This is a genomic window from Rhizobium sp. Nf11,1 (assembly GCF_050587665.1).
Classification (GTDB): domain Bacteria; phylum Pseudomonadota; class Alphaproteobacteria; order Rhizobiales; family Rhizobiaceae; genus Rhizobium.
Genome location: NZ_JBOBHU010000011.1, coordinates 68,881 through 87,319 on the forward strand (window position 1 = coordinate 68,881; position 18,439 = coordinate 87,319).

Sequence of the window (18,439 nt, forward strand, 5' to 3'; positions counted from 1 at the left end):
AAGAAGGGAAGCAGAGAGGAACCACTGCCTTATGACGCCCTATCTGATCTTTGTGCTGAAGCGGTTTGGTCAGTTTCTGCTCGTCGTCTTTCTCGGCGTGACGATCACCTTCTTCGTCACCCACCTGACCCCGATCGATCCGGTCGAAGAAAGCATAGGCGCCATTACCCAGATGGGTCAGTCCGATCCCAACGCGATCGAGCTGATGCGCCAGTCGCTGCGCGAGCTTTACGGCATGCAGGGCTCGATCTGGCAGCAATATCTGCATTTCTGGCTGCGGCTTGCGACCGGCGATCTCGGCCCCTCGCTCTCGGCCTTTCCGACCCCCGTCTCCACCATCATCCTGCGGTCGCTGCCCTGGACGATCGGGCTGATGACGGTGTCGACGCTGATCACCTTCGTGCTCGGCAATGCGATCGGCGCGCTCGCCGGCTATTATCGCAAGGACATGGTGCTGAAGGCCGTCAGCCTCGTCTTCATCGCCATGCTGCCCATCCCCTATTACATCCTCGCCTTCGTGCTGCTCATCGTCTTCGGCTTCATCTGGCCGGTCCTGCCGATCAATGGCGGCTATGAGATGAACGCCAATCTGGACCTCTCCTTTGCGCTCGTCGTCGATATCCTCAAGCACTCGATCCTGCCGGCCCTGTCGCTGATCCTGGTCGGCGCCGGCAGCTGGCTGATCGGCATGCGGGCATTGGTTTCCAACATCATCACCGACGACTATGTCGTCTTCGCCGAGCTCGGCGGCGTGCCGAAGGGAAAGATCCTGCGCTCCTACATCGCCCGCAACGCCATGGTGCCGCAATTCACCGGGCTTGCCATGTCGCTCGGCGCAATCTTCAACGGCACCGTCATCACAGAAATCGTCTTCGGCTATCCCGGCATCGGCAATCTCTTGATCGAAGCGGTGCATGCCGGCGACTACAGCCTGGTGCTCGGCCTCAGCGCGCTGTCGATCGTCGGCGTTGCCGCCGCCGTCTTCATCATCGACGTGCTGAGCCCGCTGATCGACCCGCGCATCAAGGTGGAATAGGCCATGTTTACCATCATCCGCGACCTCGCCCGCCAGAACATGGAATTCCTCTGCGGCCTGCTGCTCTTTGCCGTCATCGTCGGGCTGGTGATCCTGTCCTATTTCTCGCCCTATGGCGCGACCGACATCTATTTGCTACCGCCCGATATGCCGCCGGACGGCGAATATTGGCTCGGCACGACATCGCGCGGCCAGGACGTGTTCTGGCAGCTGACGATCGGCCTTCGCAACACGCTCTATTTCGGCATCGGCGTCGCCTTTCTCTCGCGCATCATCTCGCTCGTGGTGGGGCTGGTCGCCGGTTATGCCGGCGGCGCGGTCGACCGGGTGCTGATGGCGATCAACGACAGCGTCATGGTCATCCCGCAATTTCCGCTGCTGATCCTTTTCTATTTCGTGCTGAAGGACAACATGACCTGGGTGGCGCTGATCGTCATCATGGCCTCGCTCGGCTGGTCCTATGATGCGCGCCTGATCCGCTCGGTGGCGCTCGGCCTGAAGAGCCGGCCGTTCACCACCCAGAGCGTCTATTCCGGCATGACGATGCGCAAGATCCTGGTCGAGGAGCACCTGCCCTATGTGCTGCCGATCGTCTTCGCGACGACGATGAACAACATGATCTGGTCGATCGGCATGGAGATCACCCTTTCGGTGCTTGGGTTCACCGATATCGAGACGCCGACCATGGGCATGATGATCTACTGGGCCAATGCGCATTCGGCGCTGATCTCGGGCATCTGGTGGTGGGTGGCCGCCCCCGTCGCCGTCATCGTCATTCTCTTCCTGGCGCTGTTCCTGCTCTCCATGTCGATGAACGAATACAATGATCCGCGCAGCCGGCTGAACCGGATGGGAAGTTAGCATGGAGAATCTGGTCGAAATCGACAATTTGAAAGCCTATTACCGGGCCTTCCTGTATGGCGTCGATCGCGAGGTGCGCGCCGTCGACGATATCAGCCTGGCGATCCGCCGCGGCGAGGTCTATGGCGTCGCCGGTGAATCGAGCAGCGGCAAGACGACGCTGATCAAGACCATTGCCGGCGCCATCCGGCCGCCGCTCCGGGTCGTTTCCGGCAGTGTCAAATTCCATTTCGGCGGCGGCACCCAGGATCTCTATGCGATGACGCCGGAGGAGCGCGTGGCGCTGCGCTGGAAGCATCTCTCCTACATCATGCAGGGCTCGATGAATGTGCTCAATCCGGTACGCCGGATCCGCCATTCCTTCACCGATTTCGCCTTCCGTCACATGAAGGTGAGCAAATCGGTCTTCTTCGAAAAGGTCGCGACCCACCTGCAGCGGCTGAAGCTCGATCCGCAGCTGCTCGACGCCTATCCGCACGAACTCTCCGGCGGCATGCGCCAGCGCATGACCATTGCGCTTGCCACCATCCTGACGCCTGAATTCATCATCGCCGACGAGCCGACGACGGCGCTCGACGTCATCGTGCAGCGCGACGTGCTGTCGATGATCCGCGACATCCAGCGCGAGATGGGCTCGTCCTTCCTGTTCGTCACCCATGATATGGGCGTGCATGCGACGGTCTCCGACCGCATCGGCATCGTCTATGCCGGCCGGCTGGTCGAGGAGGCGCCGACGGCGAAGCTCTTCAGCGCGCCGCTCCACCCCTATACGCAGCACCTCGTCGGCAGCCTGCCGAAGATCGGCGACCCCACCACCCGGCCCTCGCTGGAGGGGCGGCCGCCGAACCTTGCCATGCCGCCCGAGGGCTGCCGCTTTCACCCGCGCTGCCCGAAGCGCATGGAGATCTGCTCACAGAAGGTTCCGCCCATGGTCACCGTCGCGCCCGAGCGGCGGGTGGCGTGTTTTGCGGTTACGGGGGATCAGGTTTGACACTGCTTAGCCTCTCGCATGTGACGAAAATCTACCGCCAGGGCGGCATGCTCGGCCGGCGGCTGATCACTGCCGTTAGGGATGTCAGCTTCGAAATCGGCGACGAGCCGGAGATCCTCTCGATCGTCGGCGAATCCGGCTCCGGCAAATCGACGGTAGCGGCGATGATCCTCGGCCAGACGGAACCGACCGAAGGCGAGCTGCAATTTGCCGGCAAGACGGTCGCCATCCACAGCCGGGCCGAACGCAAGGCCTTCATGAAGGAGGTGCAGCCGGTGCTGCAGAACCCCTTCGAAGCCTTCAACCCGCTGAAGCGGGTGGACCGCTACCTCTTCGAGACCGCCCGCAATTTCTCCGCCTCCGGCAACCGGCCGGACCGGCGGGAGGTGGAGAAGACGGCCGATACCGCCCTCCACCATGTCGGCCTGACGCTCGAAGAGGTGAAGGGCCGCTTCCCCCACGAACTCTCCGGCGGCCAGCTGCAGCGCGTCGCCATCGCCCGCGCGCTGATCCCTGAGCCCCGCCTGCTTGTGGCCGACGAACCCGTCTCGATGGTCGACGCCTCGCTGCGCATGGCGATCGTCAACCTCTTCGGCCGGCTGAAAAACGAGCTGGGTCTCTCGATCATCTACATCACGCATGATCTGGCGACGGCTTATTATGTCAGCGACAATATTATCATCATGCGCAAGGGGGAGATTGTTGAACGCGGGCGGGCACGGGCGGTGTTGGATGATCCGCAGCATGAGTATTCAAGGGCGCTGAAGGATGCGGTGTTGGCGGCGGAGTTTGGTGACGTGGGGTGATTGGTGCGAAGGGAGTGCGTGTTCTCTTACGGATAGGGGACGGAAAAAGCGGCCCATTCGTTCGGGTTGGCCGGAACTCCAGTTCCACTACCGGATGATGAAAGCAAACGCTAAGCGAACGAGAATTCTGAGCCGCCAAAGGCGGAGGGCGACGGTGGATTCAAAACACCTCTGGTCGCTCCCTGCGGCATTCCCAGCTCGATCTGCAATATCTGAGGAGTCGTGCCTAGCGCCGCAAGCCGAAGGAGCTGGGCGATTCCAAGCGCTCCGACCGTTGCGCCTACGAAAGGAACCGCCACGCTTGCTTCCGCAAGTGTGAAGGTGCCACACCTATCGTGCTTTCTGGCGTGTTCAATGTAGGCGACCTTTCTCAACACAGCATCAATGTCTTTGGCAGGCGTTTGTCGCGACCACAGGCTCTCTGGGTCAATATCGCTGGGGACAACCCGGATCTGTCCTATCTCGAAATCGAGTGCGCCGTGGCCTACACCCGCGTCAATCAGGAACTGGTGTCCAGCTTTTGCGATCTCAATCCGCGCAAGCGGCTCATCTATACTCGTGAGAACGACAGGCGGATCTTCAGGCGTCAGCCTTATATCTCCATAGTTGCGCCGTTCAATTAGGTTAGTCGTCCAGCCCGCTTCTTCAAGCCAACGCGCTGACACCCGAGCCTTGTTATTATGGGTCTCAAAATCTAAGTGTCGCGTCAAAAGCCCGGTCGCAACATTTTCTTCGCCGACTTCCTGATCATCCTGTAAGATCGCATGGGTGTCACTTACCGGCAAGAACGCAAGATTCCAAAGATAGCCTTGGCCCAAATGGCCCAAGCCGACAAACCATAGTTTTCCTGGCAACGTGAGAATTGAGGGCGGAACATCATCGACTGACGATGAATTCCAGGGGCACCATAGCGACAAAACGCTCCGCTGGTTAACGTTTCGGCGCCGGCCAATAGCATTGGCAAACACTTCGCGAACCGCAAGGCCGCCGGCAAAAACACCAGCAAGCGGATTTCCCGATACGCCAGCCAACTCCTCATCCCATGGAGGAAGTATGCCGGCAGTCCATCTGTCCCACCAACAGCGAACGAACGCACCCTCGTCGGGGCCATTTCCGATTGCAATGAGATGTGTTGAATTCCCTGGAACTGATTGTGTGATCGTCGCTCCGATTGCGTGTGCCGCTTCAAACAAGCTGCTCCCTAAGCTCAGCCTACGCTTGAGCGGTGCATCGAAGTCGCACACCAGATTGGCGCTGCCGAAACATTTTATCGAAGTTGTTAACGCCGTCAGCACCGCTGCTTGACCAGCTGCCGTCACAGCTAGCTCACGGTCAATTTTTATAGTCGGCAATATCCGGTTAAGGATTATGTCAGCCTGTTCGAAATCTTTGTCGCTACCTGCAACATCGGTGATGGCTTTGACGATCCGCGAGCGACGGAGATGTGCAATTTGAGCCATGGTAATCACCTCAACTGGAGAAAAGGAACGGCGGCTTGCGAATGATCTATCCAAACGCCATTGCCACGATATTCGTATTGTCCGATACTGCCGGGAGTGACATTGCGGATTGCAAAGTCCGGCAAAATGAAAGCGTAATGGCCAGCTCGTGGCATCACAGGATCGGTTTTGTCGGATGAACTTTGGGCATACCCGCCCGGATGCACGTGGATGTCGGCGACAACCCTCAATCCGCGCTGTCGGCAGATCTCCCAAAGTCTCGGCATCTTATTGCCATTAAACCTGACAATGCCTGTCTCAAGGGCGCGATCATCGATGTCATCGTAATATATGAAAGCCCGGATCACTCTTGGGCGACGTTCGGGAGCATCGCCGATTAAAAAGGCACCACTTTCTCTCTGACAACCCATTGTGCGTCGCGCGAGCTCTGCAACGCCGGCCATCCAAAGGGCCTTATCGCACACGATGCGTGGCTTAGGCTGATCGTGCAGCCAGCCAAAGAGCCTGCTCAGAAACCAATGCATAGAGATGCTCCATTATGAACATGATATCTCGCGTGCGATTCCAGGCTTCATCCGGCCTCTTGCGCGACCAATCGTTGTGCTTGGCTGCACCGCGATTCCAGGCCCGATAGATGCCCCCTTCCATCCCGCTGCCCCAGTTTTTGAGAGCATCCAGAAAGCCCGGAGCTCCCAAGGATGGCGCGGGGCAGCGTTGACCGCGTTGAGGATCCTCAGCGTAGTTCCAAGCTTCGATAAACGGCCCCGGATCGGGATACCCCGAACATTCCAATCGGAAATCGCAGACGAGCGAGGGGGCGTCGAGGCCGCTGACGAACCGAATGCGGACATAGAGGTAAGGCCAATTGAGTTCCAACACCTCCCATCGTCCCTCATCAACACCAGCCAGAAGGCGAACGCCGTCCAGTTGCGCCAGGAGCGTTGTCATAGCCGGCGTCTGCTCGGAATCAGCCATTGGTGAAGTCCCTTAGCGTAAGGTCGAGCGTAATCGCACAATCAGTGTGCTCCGCATAACGGCCGATCATCGCATCTTTCGGCAAAGGTTGGTCGGCGCCCTGCAGGATCAAATTGGCCTTAGCGGCAGCATTATCATCGAGATTGAAACCGTGTTTACCGACAGCCCAATGGAGTACGCGTAGAACGGTTGCCGCCGGCGAGAAGCTGTGACGCCGCGTTTCGACATCATAGCGAATCTCCACAACAATATGGCGGCAACGATGCACGAGAAGGGTAATTGCCCGACGATCACCAATGGCGTTCAGCGGCTCTTCTTTATCACGTTCGAATACATAGGCATGCTCGAATCCCACCATTGCTCGTGCGATGGCGATCACCTTATCGAGATCATTTTTTTCAATCTCCTCGGATTTCACATCGGGCAAGGTTTCAAACTCAAGCTCGACTCGAACTTTCTTCGCCTGAGGTGACGGGCTATTGGCATCGAGATTTTTGCTCGTCTCAGAACTGTCCATTGCGAACCTCCTTTTCAGTGAACCGGCCAATAACGTCCGATTCTGCTTTCCATGGTATGTCCGATTTTCGGACAGTCAAGGATAAACTTGACATGATCTGTCTGAGAATGCAGTATGGATCAAGGCTAGAGCCCGCCGGACTCTGGCCTGTTGCGATTCGAAGGAAGAGTGAGATGCAGGAGGGGGATGAACTTGATGCAGTTCAACTGGGCGCAAACCTTAAAAGAGCGCGAGAGCGTAGCGGAAAGAGCCAACAGGAAGTTGCCGAAGCTTTAGCAATGCCGCGTACGGCGGTAACCAATCTCGAGGCGGGCAATCGCGCTGTCTCGACGTTGGAATTGTCGAAGTTGGCAAATCTTTACGGGCAACCGATTGCTAGCTTCTTCGGTCGCCCTAAATCCAATATGGAAGAACTTTCCGTCGTGTTGCCACGCGCACTACCTGCAGTCATGGCGAGCAACGAGATGGGACCGGCAGTCGATAGAATCGTCGACCTTTACACCGAGGGTGCAAAGCTCCGGGAATTGCTTGGAGGGTCGATCGAAAGCGCAGTCCCAAATTATGCGATGAAAGCCGGAACCGTTGGCGAATCGCTTCGTCAGGCAGAACTCGTAGCACACGAAGAACGTCGTCGGCTCGGCCTTGGAGCCGCGCCCGTTGGGAATATTGCGGCATTGATTGCCTCGCAAGGCATTTGGACGGCCGCGACTGAGCTTCCTGATGACCTATCCGGCCTGTTTCTTAACCACGCATCGATCGGGCTCGCGGTTATCGTAAACGGCAGACATCACCCAGTCCGCCGCCGTTTTTCTTATGCTCACGAATATGCCCATGCGCTTTTTGATCGGGAAGAAGAACTTAAAAAGACCGAACGGGCAAACGCCTCGGACATGATAGAAAAGCGGGCAAATGCGTTTGCTGCGGCTTTCTTAATGCCATCAGATGGCATCGCGGAACAGTTACGATTAATGGACAAAGGAAATCCAAGTCGGCAATCGCAGATATTGTTTGATGTGGCAGGTGACAAGCCGCAGGAAGCTGAAATCCGGCCACCTGCTGGATCTCAAGCCATCACTTACCAGGAAGTGATGGCGCTCGCCCAGCATTTTGGCGTGAGCTATGAAGCCATGGTTTGGCGGCTTAAGAGTGTCGGCAAAATAAACAGCGCCGAGACCGATTTGCTGGTTACTCAGAAAGATGTTGGTAATCGTTACGGCCAAGCTTTACAAATGCTCCGCGACCCCGATGGACGGGGCAATCTTCGGCCTGAGGATGGGGGGGTGGAGATTCGCGCGCAGATAACGCGGCTCGCCATTGAAGCGTATCGCCGTGGCGAGATAAGCGCAGGCAGGCTGCGTGACCTTAGTCGGAAACTTCCTATGGAAGCAGATGATCTTCTCGACTTCGCCGAGGCGGCTCGAGCGGAATAGGTGCGGGCGACGGACGATGATTATTGTCGCCGACACTTCGGTATTGATCAATTTCTTAAAGATTGATCGTATGGATCTTCTTGGGCGTTATCCGGGGGGCTTCATCGCAACAGATCACGTCCGGGGTGAAGTGACTGACCGTTATCCTTCTCAAATTGTTCGCTACGCGGCCGCAATCGAGTCAGGCTATATCGGCGAGGAGAAGGTTATTGATCCAATCGAACTAGCCTTATTTGCCCGCTTGTCCGAAACGCCGAGACTCGGAATTGGCGAATGCTCTGCAATTGCCGTAGCATTGTCACGTAGCTATGCGCTGGCAATCGACGACGGAAGAGCGATCAAACATGCGCTTCGGGAAGCCGGGCTCTTCGGACAAACGCTTATGGTCCTGCGGACGGTCGATATTGTTGTCGACTTGATTCGGGCGGGCGCTCTCGACATCGTCAGCGCAGACGAAATTCGATATGAGTGGGAAGCAAAACACCAATTTCGCATTGCCATAAGCAGTTTTGGCGATCTCCTCAGATGAACACGGAGCACAATTGGGACCCGGGGAGACCGATCCGCGCAGACCGGATGTCTGTTCCCGGAGCAACTGAACTACACACCCGTCCTAAATGCCTTACCGCCCGACGGAGCGACTCTACTTCTCACGATTCATGCCATGTGCTCGCTGGGGCTAGGACCGCTCCGGCTATCGTTCGAAGAGCCGGAAGCGTCTCGGATCATCAGTATATCGTCTGCAATGTTTAGGCGCGGCTGAAGCGGCTTCGGATCGTTCTTTGCTACTGCTTGAAGCAATTTTGACGATGCCAGTGGAGAAAATGAGGATGTGGCCGCTCGAATGGTCGTGGAGGCACGATCGCTCTTCCGGTCCTGTTGATCAGGCCTCGGATGCTGTCCGGATCGTTGGCTTGCCGCGAGATCACGACATCAAGATCATCCGAGAGGCTGATCAGCCCGCGGTCGAACATCCAGTGCGCGGTGCCAGAAAGAGCAATGCCGTTGGTGAGGATATCGGGTCCGTTCGCCTCCACGGGGCGAATATGCGCAGCATCGACTTCCGCGCGGCCGCCACCGTTGATAAGCTTCAGGCCGGTGATTGCGCACCGTTTGTCATAGGCCTGTAGAACAAGCCGACGAAACAGCCGATTGCGAACGATCCGCGACGAGAGCTGTGTAATCCGATCGCGCTCTTGCTCAAATAGGAACGGCGCCTGCGCTCCGTCTTCAAATCCGTCGGCAGGACGAGTTACTGCCGGCTCACCCAGTCGAGGGAGTTCGGGCTCATGCTCGTCCAAGCCAATCGACACGATGCGGTTGAAATCCGCCGCGGATATAAGGCGGACGGCGGCTTGTGCTCGGCCGGAAATCCGCCCCTCCTGATTCAGCACGCCTCGTTCAGTCACACCGTCCGGCCCACTGAACGGAACGGGATTGATGAAATCGAGGTAGCTGCCTGGCTCGATGAGTGCCAGATACATGCCGGACGCCTTTGGATCCGGGATGACCTGGGCTACTTTGGCAACGGCAAAATAGCCGCGGGTCGCCGCCACCTTGCGCGGCTCGTAATAAATGATCCAATCTTCGAGGCAGGCTTGCACGCGACCGAGATACTGGCGCGGGAACTGATATTGTTCTGCCGGGCTGTCATCGTAAATCGAATCTGAGCGGTGAATGAAAACCCCGAATCCCATCTCCGATGCGTAGCACGATCAGGTCGGTTCAGATACGCGCTTGCGTCCTGCATTCAAAGGAAATCTGCCGCGCGCACGGTGTGGCTCTATAAGCCTGCAGAAATCAGCCAACATCAGCCTCCTAAGCCGCCCGCACCCTATCCCGGCCGCTCATCTTCGCCTCATAAAGCGCCTGATCCGCCCGCCGGTAAAGCTCGGACGCACTGTCCGTCGGCACACACGCGGCGATACCGGCGGAACACGTGTAGCTGAAATCCGGCGACTCCGGCAGCGGCCGGGAGAAGCGGATCACGGTCAGCATTCGTTCGACCATGGCAAGCGCGTCTTCCGGCCCGGTGGCCGGCATGACGAGGAGGAATTCTTCGCCGCCGACCCGGCCGAAACAGTCGTTGCGGCGGACATTCTGATGGATGCGATGGGCGAAATCGCGCAGCACGAGATCGCCGGCGTGGTGGCCGAGCCGGTCGTTGATGCGTTTGAAATTGTCGATGTCGAAGACGGCAAGGCAGCCGCTGCTGCCATGCCGGGCGGCTTCAAGCATGTCTTCGACACGCGCCATCACGAAGCGGCGGTTGGCGACGCCGGTGAGTTCGTCGGTGTAGGAGGCCTTGATCGCCTGGTCGCGATCCTGCCGGACAGTGCGGCCATGGACCTTGAGACGGGTGATGTCGCTGGCGATGCACAGCATCCAGCCGTTACTCTGCACCGCCTCGGTCATCCACAGCCAGCGGCCGTCGGCAAGATCCGTCTCGAAGGCGCGATAGCCGATCTTGCCACGGCGCGACTGGGTCGAGCGCAGCCATTCCTCGAAATTCTCCGTGCGGATGACGGTGCCGCGGCCGAGATCAAAATTGCGCCGCATCAGATCCGGCCAGAGCGGCGTTTCCTCCGGCTCGATGAAATAGGCTGAGCGGAAGGCGCTGTTGGCATAGCGCAGCCGGTCATCGCCGTCATAGACCGCCATCAGCGTTTCCGTCTGTGCGGAAAGATGGAGAAGCTGTTCGATTGTCTCGTCCATAAAGCACCCTGTCTGGTTGCCCCGGCAAGAGATGGCGCAGAAATCCTATGAGAAAAGAGCCGCTCGGCAAGCAAAGGCGCTTGCCGTGATTACGGAAGCGTCAACATTCCCGCTGATGATCGGACATCGGCTGCCGGGGGATCGGGGCTCAAGCCATGCTGCAAGGCTGGTGTCGCCGCCGAGTGAAGCGGCCGCCGCGGTCGTGACGACACCGCTCCCCCAGCGCGTGCGAGGACCGCAGCAGTTGGCGCGGCCCAGATATGCACCTGGAAATTAGTTGACTGCGATAGTCAAGGATTATACGCGCTTCGGCCAGTTTCTGCCAATCCGAAGCGTCAGCATGATCCCCGACAACCTGTTTTCCGAAATCGCTCGCGCCGACGACCGCCCTGCCCTTATCTTCCCGGACGGGCGGACGCTCTCCTATGCCGATGTCAACGCCCGGACGCGGCGCTTTGCCGAGCGGCTGGGGGGCGGGCAAAAGCGGCTCGTGGCAATTTCGGCCGAGATCTCGGAACATGCGATCGTCGCCTATCTCGGCGCCTTGCGCGCCGGCCATGCGGTGGCGATGCTGCCGCCCTGCGACGACAGGATGTGGCGAGAGTTTCTGGCGGCCTTTCAGCCCGACTTCATCTACCGCCGGGCCGATGGCCGCTGGCGGCTGGTGGAGGAAAGCCGGCTCGGGCAAAGTGCTGCGCCGCTGCATCCGGACCTCGCTCTTCTGCTGATGACGTCTGGCAGTTCGGGGCCGGCGAAAGCCGTTCGCCTCTCGCATGCCAATCTTGACGCCAATGCGCGCGCGATCGCTTCCTATCTCGAGCTCTCCCCTGCCGACAGGACCGCGCTCGTCCTGCCGCTCCACTATTCCTACGGCCTCTCCGTCCTCCATTCGCATCTGGTTGCCGGCGGCAGCATCTTCATGCCGGGCGTCTCCGTCGTCAGCGAGGATTTCCCAAGGCTGCTCGGCGAAAGCGGCTGCACCAATCTTTCGGGCGTGCCCTATTCCTATGAGCTGATGGAAAAGACCGGTTTCCGGACGAACGCGCTGAAGGCGCTGCGCTTCATGACGGTGGCCGGCGGCCGGCTGGCGCCCGAACTCATCCGCCTCTACCGTGATCATATGCGCGCCAATGGTGGCCGCTTCTTCGTCATGTACGGCCAGACCGAGGCCGCCGCCCGCATCGCCTTCGTGCCGCCGGAGAGCCTGGGCGACCATGAAGAGCGGATCGGCATCGCCATTCCCGGCGGCAGCCTCAGCCTCGTTGGCGATGACGGGCGTCCGCTCGACCGAGCCGGTGTTGCCGGAGAGCTCGTCTATGCCGGCCCGAACGTGATGATGGGCTACGGTACGGACCGCGCCGATCTTCAGCGCGGGGCCGAGGTCGCGGCATTGATGACCGGCGACATCGCCATGCGCGACGAGGACGGTTTCTACCGGATCGTCGGCCGCAAGAGCCGTTTTGCCAAGGTCGCGGGGCTGCGCATCGGCTTCGACATCATGGAGCAGGTTCTGGCGGAAGCGGGGATCGCAGCTGCCGTCGTCGGCGACGATCACGGTCTGCAGGCCTATGTGAGCGATGCACGTGAGGCCGACCGGGCGCTCCAGACGCTCGTCGAGGCGAGCCATGTTCCGGCGAACCTGGTTACCGTCAGGGCGCGAAGCGCGCTGCCGAGGCTTGCCTCCGGCAAGATCGACTATGCGGCCCTCGGCGAGGAGATGCTGGCGGCGCGCGAGACGAGCCGGGCGGTGGCGGTCAGCGTGCTCGATGCCTATGCGGGGGTGTTCTACCCCCACAAAGTGAGCCGCAACGACAGCTTCGTCTCGCTCGGCGGCGATTCCCTGCGCTTCCTGCAATTGACGATGGCGCTCGACCGGCTCGGCGTCGAGCTGCCGGAGGGCTGGGAGCAGCGGCGGATCGGCGAGCTCGATATCGGCCCGCGGGTCACCGCGTCCGGCCGGATCGCAGAGTTGAGGGCACTGCCGACCGATCTGGTTCTGAGGGCGATCGCCATCCTGCTCGTCGTGACCCATCACGAGATGCTCTGGCCCATTCCCGGCGGATCGGGCGTGATGCTGCTCCTCGTCGGCTTCAGCCTGGCGCGCTTCCAATCGGGCCATTTCCTTGCCGGCAGTTTCCGCCATGCGCTGCGGCCTGCCATCAATGTTCTCATTCCCTATTTCCTGATCGTCGCCGCCTATGGGCTGGCCTGGCGCACCATTCCCTGGGCCTCGGTCACGCTGACCGGCAATTTCGGCTATGCCGAGCCGGAGCGTCACCAGATGCTTCCCTATCTCTACTGGTTCATCGAAGCCTATGCGCAGACGCTCCTCGTCTTCTCGCTTGTCTTCGCCGTGCCTGCGGTGCGCAGGCTCGCACGGGCGCACCCCTTCGCCTTCTCGCTGGCGCTGCTGGCGCTCGCGGTCACGGCGCGGTTTTCGCTGCCACACGTCTTCGATATCGGCCAGCGGCAGATTTTTACCCTCTACTGGGGCCTGCATCTCGGCCTGTTCGGCTGGTGCGCGGGCCTCGCCGGCAGGCCGGGGCAACGGATCATCCTGACGGTCATTGCCGCCGCCGTGCTCGGCTATCTCGCCTTCTGGGAAACGCTCTGGATCGGCACGACGGTGAAATATCTGACGATCTTCGCAGCACTGATGGCTCTCCTGTACCTGCCGCGCATTTCCTTGCCGGTGCGGCTGGGGCGCCTGGTGACGCTGATTGCCGTCTCCGCCTTTCCGACCTACCTGCTGCACCGCTTCGTGCCGGAACTGCTGATGCCAGAGGCCGCCGCCGTGCTGCCGGCGCCGCTCTTTCATCTGCTGGCGATATCAGGCGGCCTGGCGCTCGGCGTTATCGCCAACAGAGCCGCGGCGGAGCTGCGCAACCTGCTGGGCGGCATGGCGATGGCCCGCGGCACGGGCGGGCGCGCCCTTGCGGCGGAGACGGGCTGAGCCGTTTTCGATGCGTCTTTGGAGATAATATCCGGTTGACCGTCAGGCGCTGATGCTGGCTTTGCCGTATTGCGCCAGCGGACGCGTCATTGCGCCGCGCGCACGGAAAATCCGGCACCATGGCCAGGAAAGGCTCCCTGGAAATATTGTCCGGGAGAGACACCGAAGGCCGTCCTGAACACCGCAATGAAGGCGCTGGGGCCGGAGTAGCCGAGCGAGAAGGCGATATCGCCGACGCTTCGGCCGGCGGCGAGCCACTCCACTGCTTTGAGCAGTTTCGCCTGCTGACGCCAGGCGCGGAAACTCATGCCGGTCTCGGATTGGAAATGGCGCTGAAAGCTGCGGGGGGACATGGCCGCCCGCGAGGCAAGTTCATCGAGTGGCCAATCGTCACCCGGTTCGTTGCGGATGTCTGAAGCGATGCTCCGGAGGCGTTCGGATGCCGGCGAGGGAAGCGATAGCGGCGCGACCGTACTCGTCTGAAGCTGGTCGAGAATGACGGCGACGAGCCGTTCGGCAGGGGCACTGCCGGCATCCGCGCGCGGTATTTCCAGGAAGGCCAGGATCAGTTCGCGCAGGAGCGGCGTCGTACCGATCACTGAGACCTGGGAGGGCAGGTTCATCACCGCGTCGGGCCGGAAGAAGAGGTAGCTGCGCTCCGTCTCCTGCAGGTATGTCACTTCGTGCAGGACGCCTGACGGCACGAATACGGCACGTTCAGGCGGAACGATGAAGTAGCCCCGCTCAGTCTCCAGCCGCAGCGAACCGCGCACGATCTGAAAGAGCTGGGCGCGATGGTGCACGTGGAAAGAATAGGTTCGCCCGGCGGGCTCTGCTCCACCCTGAGCGACGGCGGTGTGCGGATAATCTCCAAATGCGTCTTCCGGCAGATGAACATTGGTCAGGTTGTCGCGGGCAATCATGGCGTCTCACAGACATAATTTGACAGACTGCCGATAACACGTCGGATGGCATTTCACTAGATTGATATCACCGCAACACAACTTGGACGTAGGTTATGACATTCGAACTCCGGCACATTGAAATTTCGGATCGTTTTGCTCCCAGCCTTCTGACGAAGATGGCAGCTTTGCGGTTTGCAGCGCCCGCCCTCCTTCGCTGGTGGCAACGGCGCGAAACGGAACAGGCACTAGAGTGGCTGTCGGACCGCGATCTGGCGGATATCGGCGTCGCCCGCCACGAGATTGGCGAGCTGGCGCGATCGCTAGAGCCAATTGACGCGTTGCCCGCGAAGCGGCGGGCAAGGTGATCGCACCACCGGTCCGCAGGCAACCGCTATCAGAGAGGTAAGAACGATGCACGACGATGGTTTTTTTGACGATGAGGTCGCGGCAACCTACGATGATGCTGACGGGATCTCGGCCCCGGAGGTCGTTGATCCGGCGGTCGATCTCCTAGCCGAGGTCGCAGGCGGCGGGCGCGTGCTCGAATTCGCGATCGGAACCGGGCGCCTGGCGCTGCCTCTCGCGCGGAAAGGCGTGGAGGTAGAAGGCATCGAGCTTTCGAAAGCGATGGTGTCTCGCCTTCGCGCCAAAGAGGGCGGCGCGGACATTCCGGTGGTGATCGGCGACATGGCGACAACCCGTGTCGAGCGGCGCTTTTCCCTCGTTTATCTCGCTTTCAACACGATCAACAATCTGACGTCGCAGGAAGCGCAGGTCGCCTGCTTTCAGAACGCGGCCGCGCATCTTGAAACTGGCGGGCGCTTCCTGATCGAGGTTGGCGTCCCGCCGCTTCAGCGGCTTCCGCTCGGCGAGACGATCCTGGCGTTCGACCGCAGCGAGACGCATTGGGGCGTCGACGAGTACGACGTGGTAAGCCAGAACTTCACGTCCCATCACATCCGGATGCGGGACGGGAACTACCGAAGCTTCTCGGTCCCGTTTCGTTATGCATGGCCAGCGGAATTCGACCTTATGGCGCGGCTGGCCGGCCTGAAACTCAAAGACCGATGGAGCGGCTGGAAAAAGGAGCCGTTCACAAAGGTCAGCGATCGACATGTCTCCGTCTGGCAGAAGATAGCAGGTTAGGCCAGGAGATGAACGGCGGGGTCGCTCGCGACCGTGTCGAGCTCGGCCAGACCGATCTCCGCTTTACTCAGGCCGGTGAGCGGTCGCCACCGGCTTCATCCAGCTCGGGAGCTCAGCCTGGCTGCTTCCCAGCTCCTCAAAGGCTTCCGTGGCGAAGCTCGGCACGGCGCCTGTCCAGCGCAGCTCGCCATCCGCGTTGGAATGGCCGCCGCCGTCGAGCTTGTAGATGCTCTCGACGATATACTGGCCGTCATCATTGAGGCCCTTGATCTCGGAAATTTCGATGACCCGTCGCCGCCCGGTGCGCTTGAACCGGGCAATCTGGACGACGACGTCGACGGCCGAAGCGATCTGCGAGCGCAGCGGCCGCAGCGGCATATCGATATCCGACATCAGCGCCAGGGTTTCCAGACGATGCAGCGCGTCGTATGGCGTATTGGCGTGCACCGTCGAAAGGCTGCCGCTATGGCCCGATGTCATCGCCTGGATCATATCGAGCGCTTCCCCGCCGCGGCACTCGCCGACGATGATGCGGTCCGGCCGCATTCGCAAGGAAGAGCGGAACAGCTCGCGAATGCTGGCGCCGCCGCGGCCGAACCTGTCGGGCTTGGTGACTTCGAGATAGACGACGTGCTCCTTGCGGATCTGCAGTTCCGACGTGTCCTCGATAACGATGACCCGCTCATGATCGGCGAAGGCTTCCGACAGTGCGTTCAGCATCGTCGTCTTGCCGGTGCCGGTGCCGCCGGAGATGATGACATTCTTCTGCAGCCCGACCGCCGCCTGCAGCAAGGACAGCGACTCCTCCGTCAGGCTTCCCTGGGTGACGAGGTCGCGAATGCTGCGGTGTTCTCTCAGGAAGCGGCGGATGGAGATGCAGAGCCCCGTGCGGGCGGCCGGCGGCTGGATCATCTGCACGCGCGAACCGTCCGGCAGACGGGCTTCGACGCTCGGTTCCTCCGGCGTCAGCCGCTTGCCTGAGAATTGCGCGATGCTGCGCGCCGCCGATTCCAGATCCTCGCGGCTGGCAAACCGCGTATCGGCGCGCTCGAGCTTGCCTCGCCTTTCGACGAAGATGTCGGAGGTTCCGTTGATAAGGATTTCGGAAACGCTCGGATCCTCGAGCAGGAAGCGGATGGGCGCCAGGAGCTTGTCCAGCGCCCGGGTCAGAACCTGGAAGGTCGCCTGTTCGGCAGCGTCGTCGGAAACGGCTTTCATCAGAGCGGCATCCCGACGAGGACGGAGCTCATGCCGAACAGCGTCACCATCATCTGAACCGCAGTCGGAAAGAACAGCATCAGTGGAATGAGGACCAATGCAAGTATCAAGACGCTGCTCATCGTTTCCATGGTTTTGTCTCCGGAACGACTAACGGGCCATAGCCAATATTGAAGACGAGCTTAATCCAGATCGGCAAGCAATGCCATGGGGGCGCCCTCGCCCGCCCGCCACTATGGGCGCGTTGCTTCTGTCTCTTCTATCACCTTGAAACAATTGGCCAATAATGGAGCAGCTGACGATATTTGCAAAAACGGCTTCACTGCATGCCTCACCCGAAAAAATTACCGCTTAATCAGCCGGTTAGGGTGAAAACGTCACCGTCAACCGCATTCCTTCAAGCGACGCCTCCAAGACAATTGGAACCCTGCCTTCCGTTTGCTTGACGGAGGGCTGGCCTTGGGCGCACTCTTGGGTCTTAATGATGTTGCTCAACAAGCGTTGGCGACCGGGGAAGAAAAGCAGAAGCAGAAAAAATCATTGGAACGAGCAACGTGCTGGTTCGGATCGATAGCGTATGCTTGCTTCTTCTTCACTAAGGTCTTCGATCCGAAACAAACCAAGGAACGAGGAATACGCAGATGTTTGGAAAACTCAAGACTCTCGCAATTGCACTTCACAAGGACGAACGCGGCGACATGGCCCAGATCGTCCTGGCCGTCGCCCTCATCGTCATTCCACTCATGCTGATCCTGCTCGCATTCGGCACCAAGATCGCCGGATGGTTCAACGAGAAGAACGAGGCCCTTACCAGCGCCGAGAGGATCCCCGAGCCGGGCCAATAAGCGGATCCGTGTCATGGATATGACCTACGATCTGACCCAGATGCCAGCGGCGGCGGCTCTTGCCGTCGCCTGCGCCACGACCGCGGCGGTGTTCGATCACCGCCATGGTCACATCCCGAACGCCGTGACCTATCCCTGCCTGCTAGCCGGCTTCATGCTGGCAGCGATCAGCGGCGGTCTGGCAGGGATCGGCCTGGCTTTCGCCGGCCTGCTTGCTGCAGGCACGATCTTCATTATCGCCTTCGCAGCCGGAAGCTGCGGCGGCGGCGATGTCAAGCTGATGGCAGCGCTCGGCGCCGTTCTCGGCCTCTGGCCCGCCATCGATGTGATGCTCGCATCGCTGATGATCGGCGGCATGATTGCGGTTTTGTCGATGGCGCGGCGGGTTCAATGGGGCGCGCTGGCGCGAAGCGTCGGACTTTTCGCCCTGCTTCTGCCTGTCGGCCTCCGAAGCGCCGCTTCGGTGCTGAAGCCGCGCGAAACCCATCATACCGTCCGTTTCGGCGTCGCCGCCGCTCTCGGACTTCTCTGGTGCCTGTTCATGCCTGATTTCACCCCTCTTGCCCTCGTGAGGTAACGGC

Annotated in this window: 18 protein-coding genes and 1 pseudogene; 11 read left to right on the forward strand and 8 right to left on the reverse strand. The window is 60.2% G+C overall.

Annotated features, from left to right (window positions below; genetic code table 11):
- Positions 1 to 31: 31 nt before the first annotated feature.
- Genes ACQ7C1_RS17630 through ACQ7C1_RS17645 form a run of 4 tightly spaced genes read left to right on the forward strand, consistent with a single transcriptional unit; the run spans position 32 to position 3,694 of the window.
- Positions 32 to 1,036 carry an ABC transporter permease gene (locus tag ACQ7C1_RS17630; RefSeq protein ID WP_097598935.1) on the forward strand — a complete coding sequence of 335 codons (1,005 nt, stop codon included), beginning with the start codon at positions 32 to 34 and terminating at the stop codon, positions 1,034 to 1,036.
- 3 nt (positions 1,037 to 1,039) lie between these two features.
- Entirely contained in the window at positions 1,040 to 1,897 is an 858-nt protein-coding gene (locus ACQ7C1_RS17635; RefSeq protein WP_064808333.1) for an ABC transporter permease, read from the forward strand.
- Between the two features lies 1 nt (position 1,898).
- A complete protein-coding gene (locus ACQ7C1_RS17640) occupies positions 1,899 to 2,888 on the forward strand; it encodes an ABC transporter ATP-binding protein (protein WP_430959216.1) in 990 nt (329 codons plus the stop codon).
- 47 nt (positions 2,889 to 2,935) lie between these two features.
- A complete protein-coding gene (locus ACQ7C1_RS17645) occupies positions 2,936 to 3,694 on the forward strand; it encodes an ABC transporter ATP-binding protein (RefSeq protein WP_430959325.1) in 759 nt (252 codons plus the stop codon).
- Positions 3,695 to 3,804: 110 nt separating this feature from the next.
- On the opposite strand, the gene ACQ7C1_RS17650 is transcribed toward ACQ7C1_RS17645, so the two are convergent.
- From ACQ7C1_RS17650 to ACQ7C1_RS17665, 4 genes are read right to left on the reverse strand one after another with little or no spacing between them, the layout of a single operon-like run.
- A complete protein-coding gene (locus ACQ7C1_RS17650; RefSeq protein WP_430959217.1) occupies positions 3,805 to 5,154 on the reverse strand; it encodes a hypothetical protein in 1,350 nt (449 codons plus the stop codon).
- A 5-nt stretch (positions 5,155 to 5,159) separates the two neighbouring features.
- Positions 5,160 to 5,678 (reverse strand): hypothetical protein, encoded by a 519-nt coding sequence (locus ACQ7C1_RS17655; RefSeq protein ID WP_430959218.1) that lies wholly within the window; start codon positions 5,676 to 5,678, stop codon positions 5,160 to 5,162.
- Positions 5,629 to 6,129, reverse strand: a complete 501-nt coding sequence (locus tag ACQ7C1_RS17660) for a DUF7665 family protein (protein WP_430959219.1) — start codon at positions 6,127 to 6,129, stop codon at positions 5,629 to 5,631. Before ACQ7C1_RS17660 ends, ACQ7C1_RS17655 begins: the two co-directional genes overlap by 50 nt.
- Entirely contained in the window at positions 6,122 to 6,646 is a 525-nt protein-coding gene (locus ACQ7C1_RS17665) for a hypothetical protein (RefSeq protein WP_430959220.1), read from the reverse strand. Before ACQ7C1_RS17665 ends, ACQ7C1_RS17660 begins: the two co-directional genes overlap by 8 nt.
- A 173-nt stretch (positions 6,647 to 6,819) precedes the next feature.
- On the opposite strand from ACQ7C1_RS17665, the gene ACQ7C1_RS17670 reads away from it, so the two are divergent.
- Positions 6,820 to 8,076: a helix-turn-helix domain-containing protein gene (locus ACQ7C1_RS17670; protein WP_430959221.1), complete on the forward strand. Its 1,257-nt coding sequence runs from the start codon at positions 6,820 to 6,822 to the stop codon at positions 8,074 to 8,076.
- Positions 8,077 to 8,092: 16 nt separating this feature from the next.
- Positions 8,093 to 8,605 (forward strand): hypothetical protein, encoded by a 513-nt coding sequence (locus ACQ7C1_RS17675; protein WP_430959222.1) that lies wholly within the window; start codon positions 8,093 to 8,095, stop codon positions 8,603 to 8,605.
- Between the two features lie 256 nt (positions 8,606 to 8,861).
- Here the strand turns inward: ACQ7C1_RS17675 and ACQ7C1_RS17680 are convergent, their stop codons facing one another.
- Positions 8,862 to 9,773: an HNH endonuclease gene (locus ACQ7C1_RS17680; RefSeq protein WP_430959223.1), complete on the reverse strand. Its 912-nt coding sequence runs from the start codon at positions 9,771 to 9,773 to the stop codon at positions 8,862 to 8,864.
- Positions 9,774 to 9,894: 121 nt separating this feature from the next.
- The gene (locus tag ACQ7C1_RS17685) at positions 9,895 to 10,791 is read right to left on the reverse strand and encodes a GGDEF domain-containing protein (protein WP_430959224.1); all 897 of its coding nucleotides are present in this window, start codon (positions 10,789 to 10,791) and stop codon (positions 9,895 to 9,897) included.
- Between the two features lie 277 nt (positions 10,792 to 11,068).
- Here ACQ7C1_RS17685 and ACQ7C1_RS17690 point away from each other — a divergent pair, with 277 nt between their 5' ends.
- A complete protein-coding gene (locus ACQ7C1_RS17690; RefSeq protein WP_430959225.1) occupies positions 11,069 to 13,744 on the forward strand; it encodes an AMP-binding protein in 2,676 nt (891 codons plus the stop codon).
- A gap of 86 nt (positions 13,745 to 13,830) precedes the next feature.
- On the opposite strand, the gene ACQ7C1_RS17695 is transcribed toward ACQ7C1_RS17690, so the two are convergent.
- On the reverse strand, positions 13,831 to 14,667 hold the full coding sequence (locus ACQ7C1_RS17695) for an AraC family transcriptional regulator (RefSeq protein ID WP_430959226.1): 837 nt from the start codon (positions 14,665 to 14,667) through the stop codon (positions 13,831 to 13,833).
- Positions 14,668 to 14,825: 158 nt separating this feature from the next.
- Between ACQ7C1_RS17695 and ACQ7C1_RS17700 the strand changes: the two genes are divergently transcribed.
- Together ACQ7C1_RS17700 and ACQ7C1_RS17705 are read left to right on the forward strand one after the other, a co-directional pair.
- Positions 14,826 to 15,014: a DUF1127 domain-containing protein gene (locus tag ACQ7C1_RS17700; RefSeq protein WP_430959326.1), complete on the forward strand. Its 189-nt coding sequence runs from the start codon at positions 14,826 to 14,828 to the stop codon at positions 15,012 to 15,014.
- 46 nt (positions 15,015 to 15,060) lie between these two features.
- On the forward strand, positions 15,061 to 15,795 hold the full coding sequence (locus ACQ7C1_RS17705; protein ID WP_430959227.1) for a class I SAM-dependent DNA methyltransferase: 735 nt from the start codon (positions 15,061 to 15,063) through the stop codon (positions 15,793 to 15,795).
- A 63-nt stretch (positions 15,796 to 15,858) separates the two neighbouring features.
- Here the strand turns inward: ACQ7C1_RS17705 and ACQ7C1_RS17710 are convergent.
- Positions 15,859 to 17,175, reverse strand: a pseudogene (locus tag ACQ7C1_RS17710) (CpaF family protein).
- 479 nt (positions 17,176 to 17,654) lie between these two features.
- Between ACQ7C1_RS17710 and ACQ7C1_RS17715 the strand changes: the two are divergent.
- Together ACQ7C1_RS17715 and ACQ7C1_RS17720 are read left to right on the forward strand one after the other, a co-directional pair.
- Positions 17,655 to 17,858, forward strand: a complete 204-nt coding sequence (locus ACQ7C1_RS17715; RefSeq protein WP_085781002.1) for a Flp family type IVb pilin — start codon at positions 17,655 to 17,657, stop codon at positions 17,856 to 17,858.
- A 13-nt stretch (positions 17,859 to 17,871) separates the two neighbouring features.
- Complete coding sequence (locus tag ACQ7C1_RS17720; RefSeq protein ID WP_430959228.1) at positions 17,872 to 18,435, forward strand: A24 family peptidase; 564 nt, start codon at positions 17,872 to 17,874, stop codon at positions 18,433 to 18,435.
- Positions 18,436 to 18,439 lie beyond the last annotated feature (4 nt).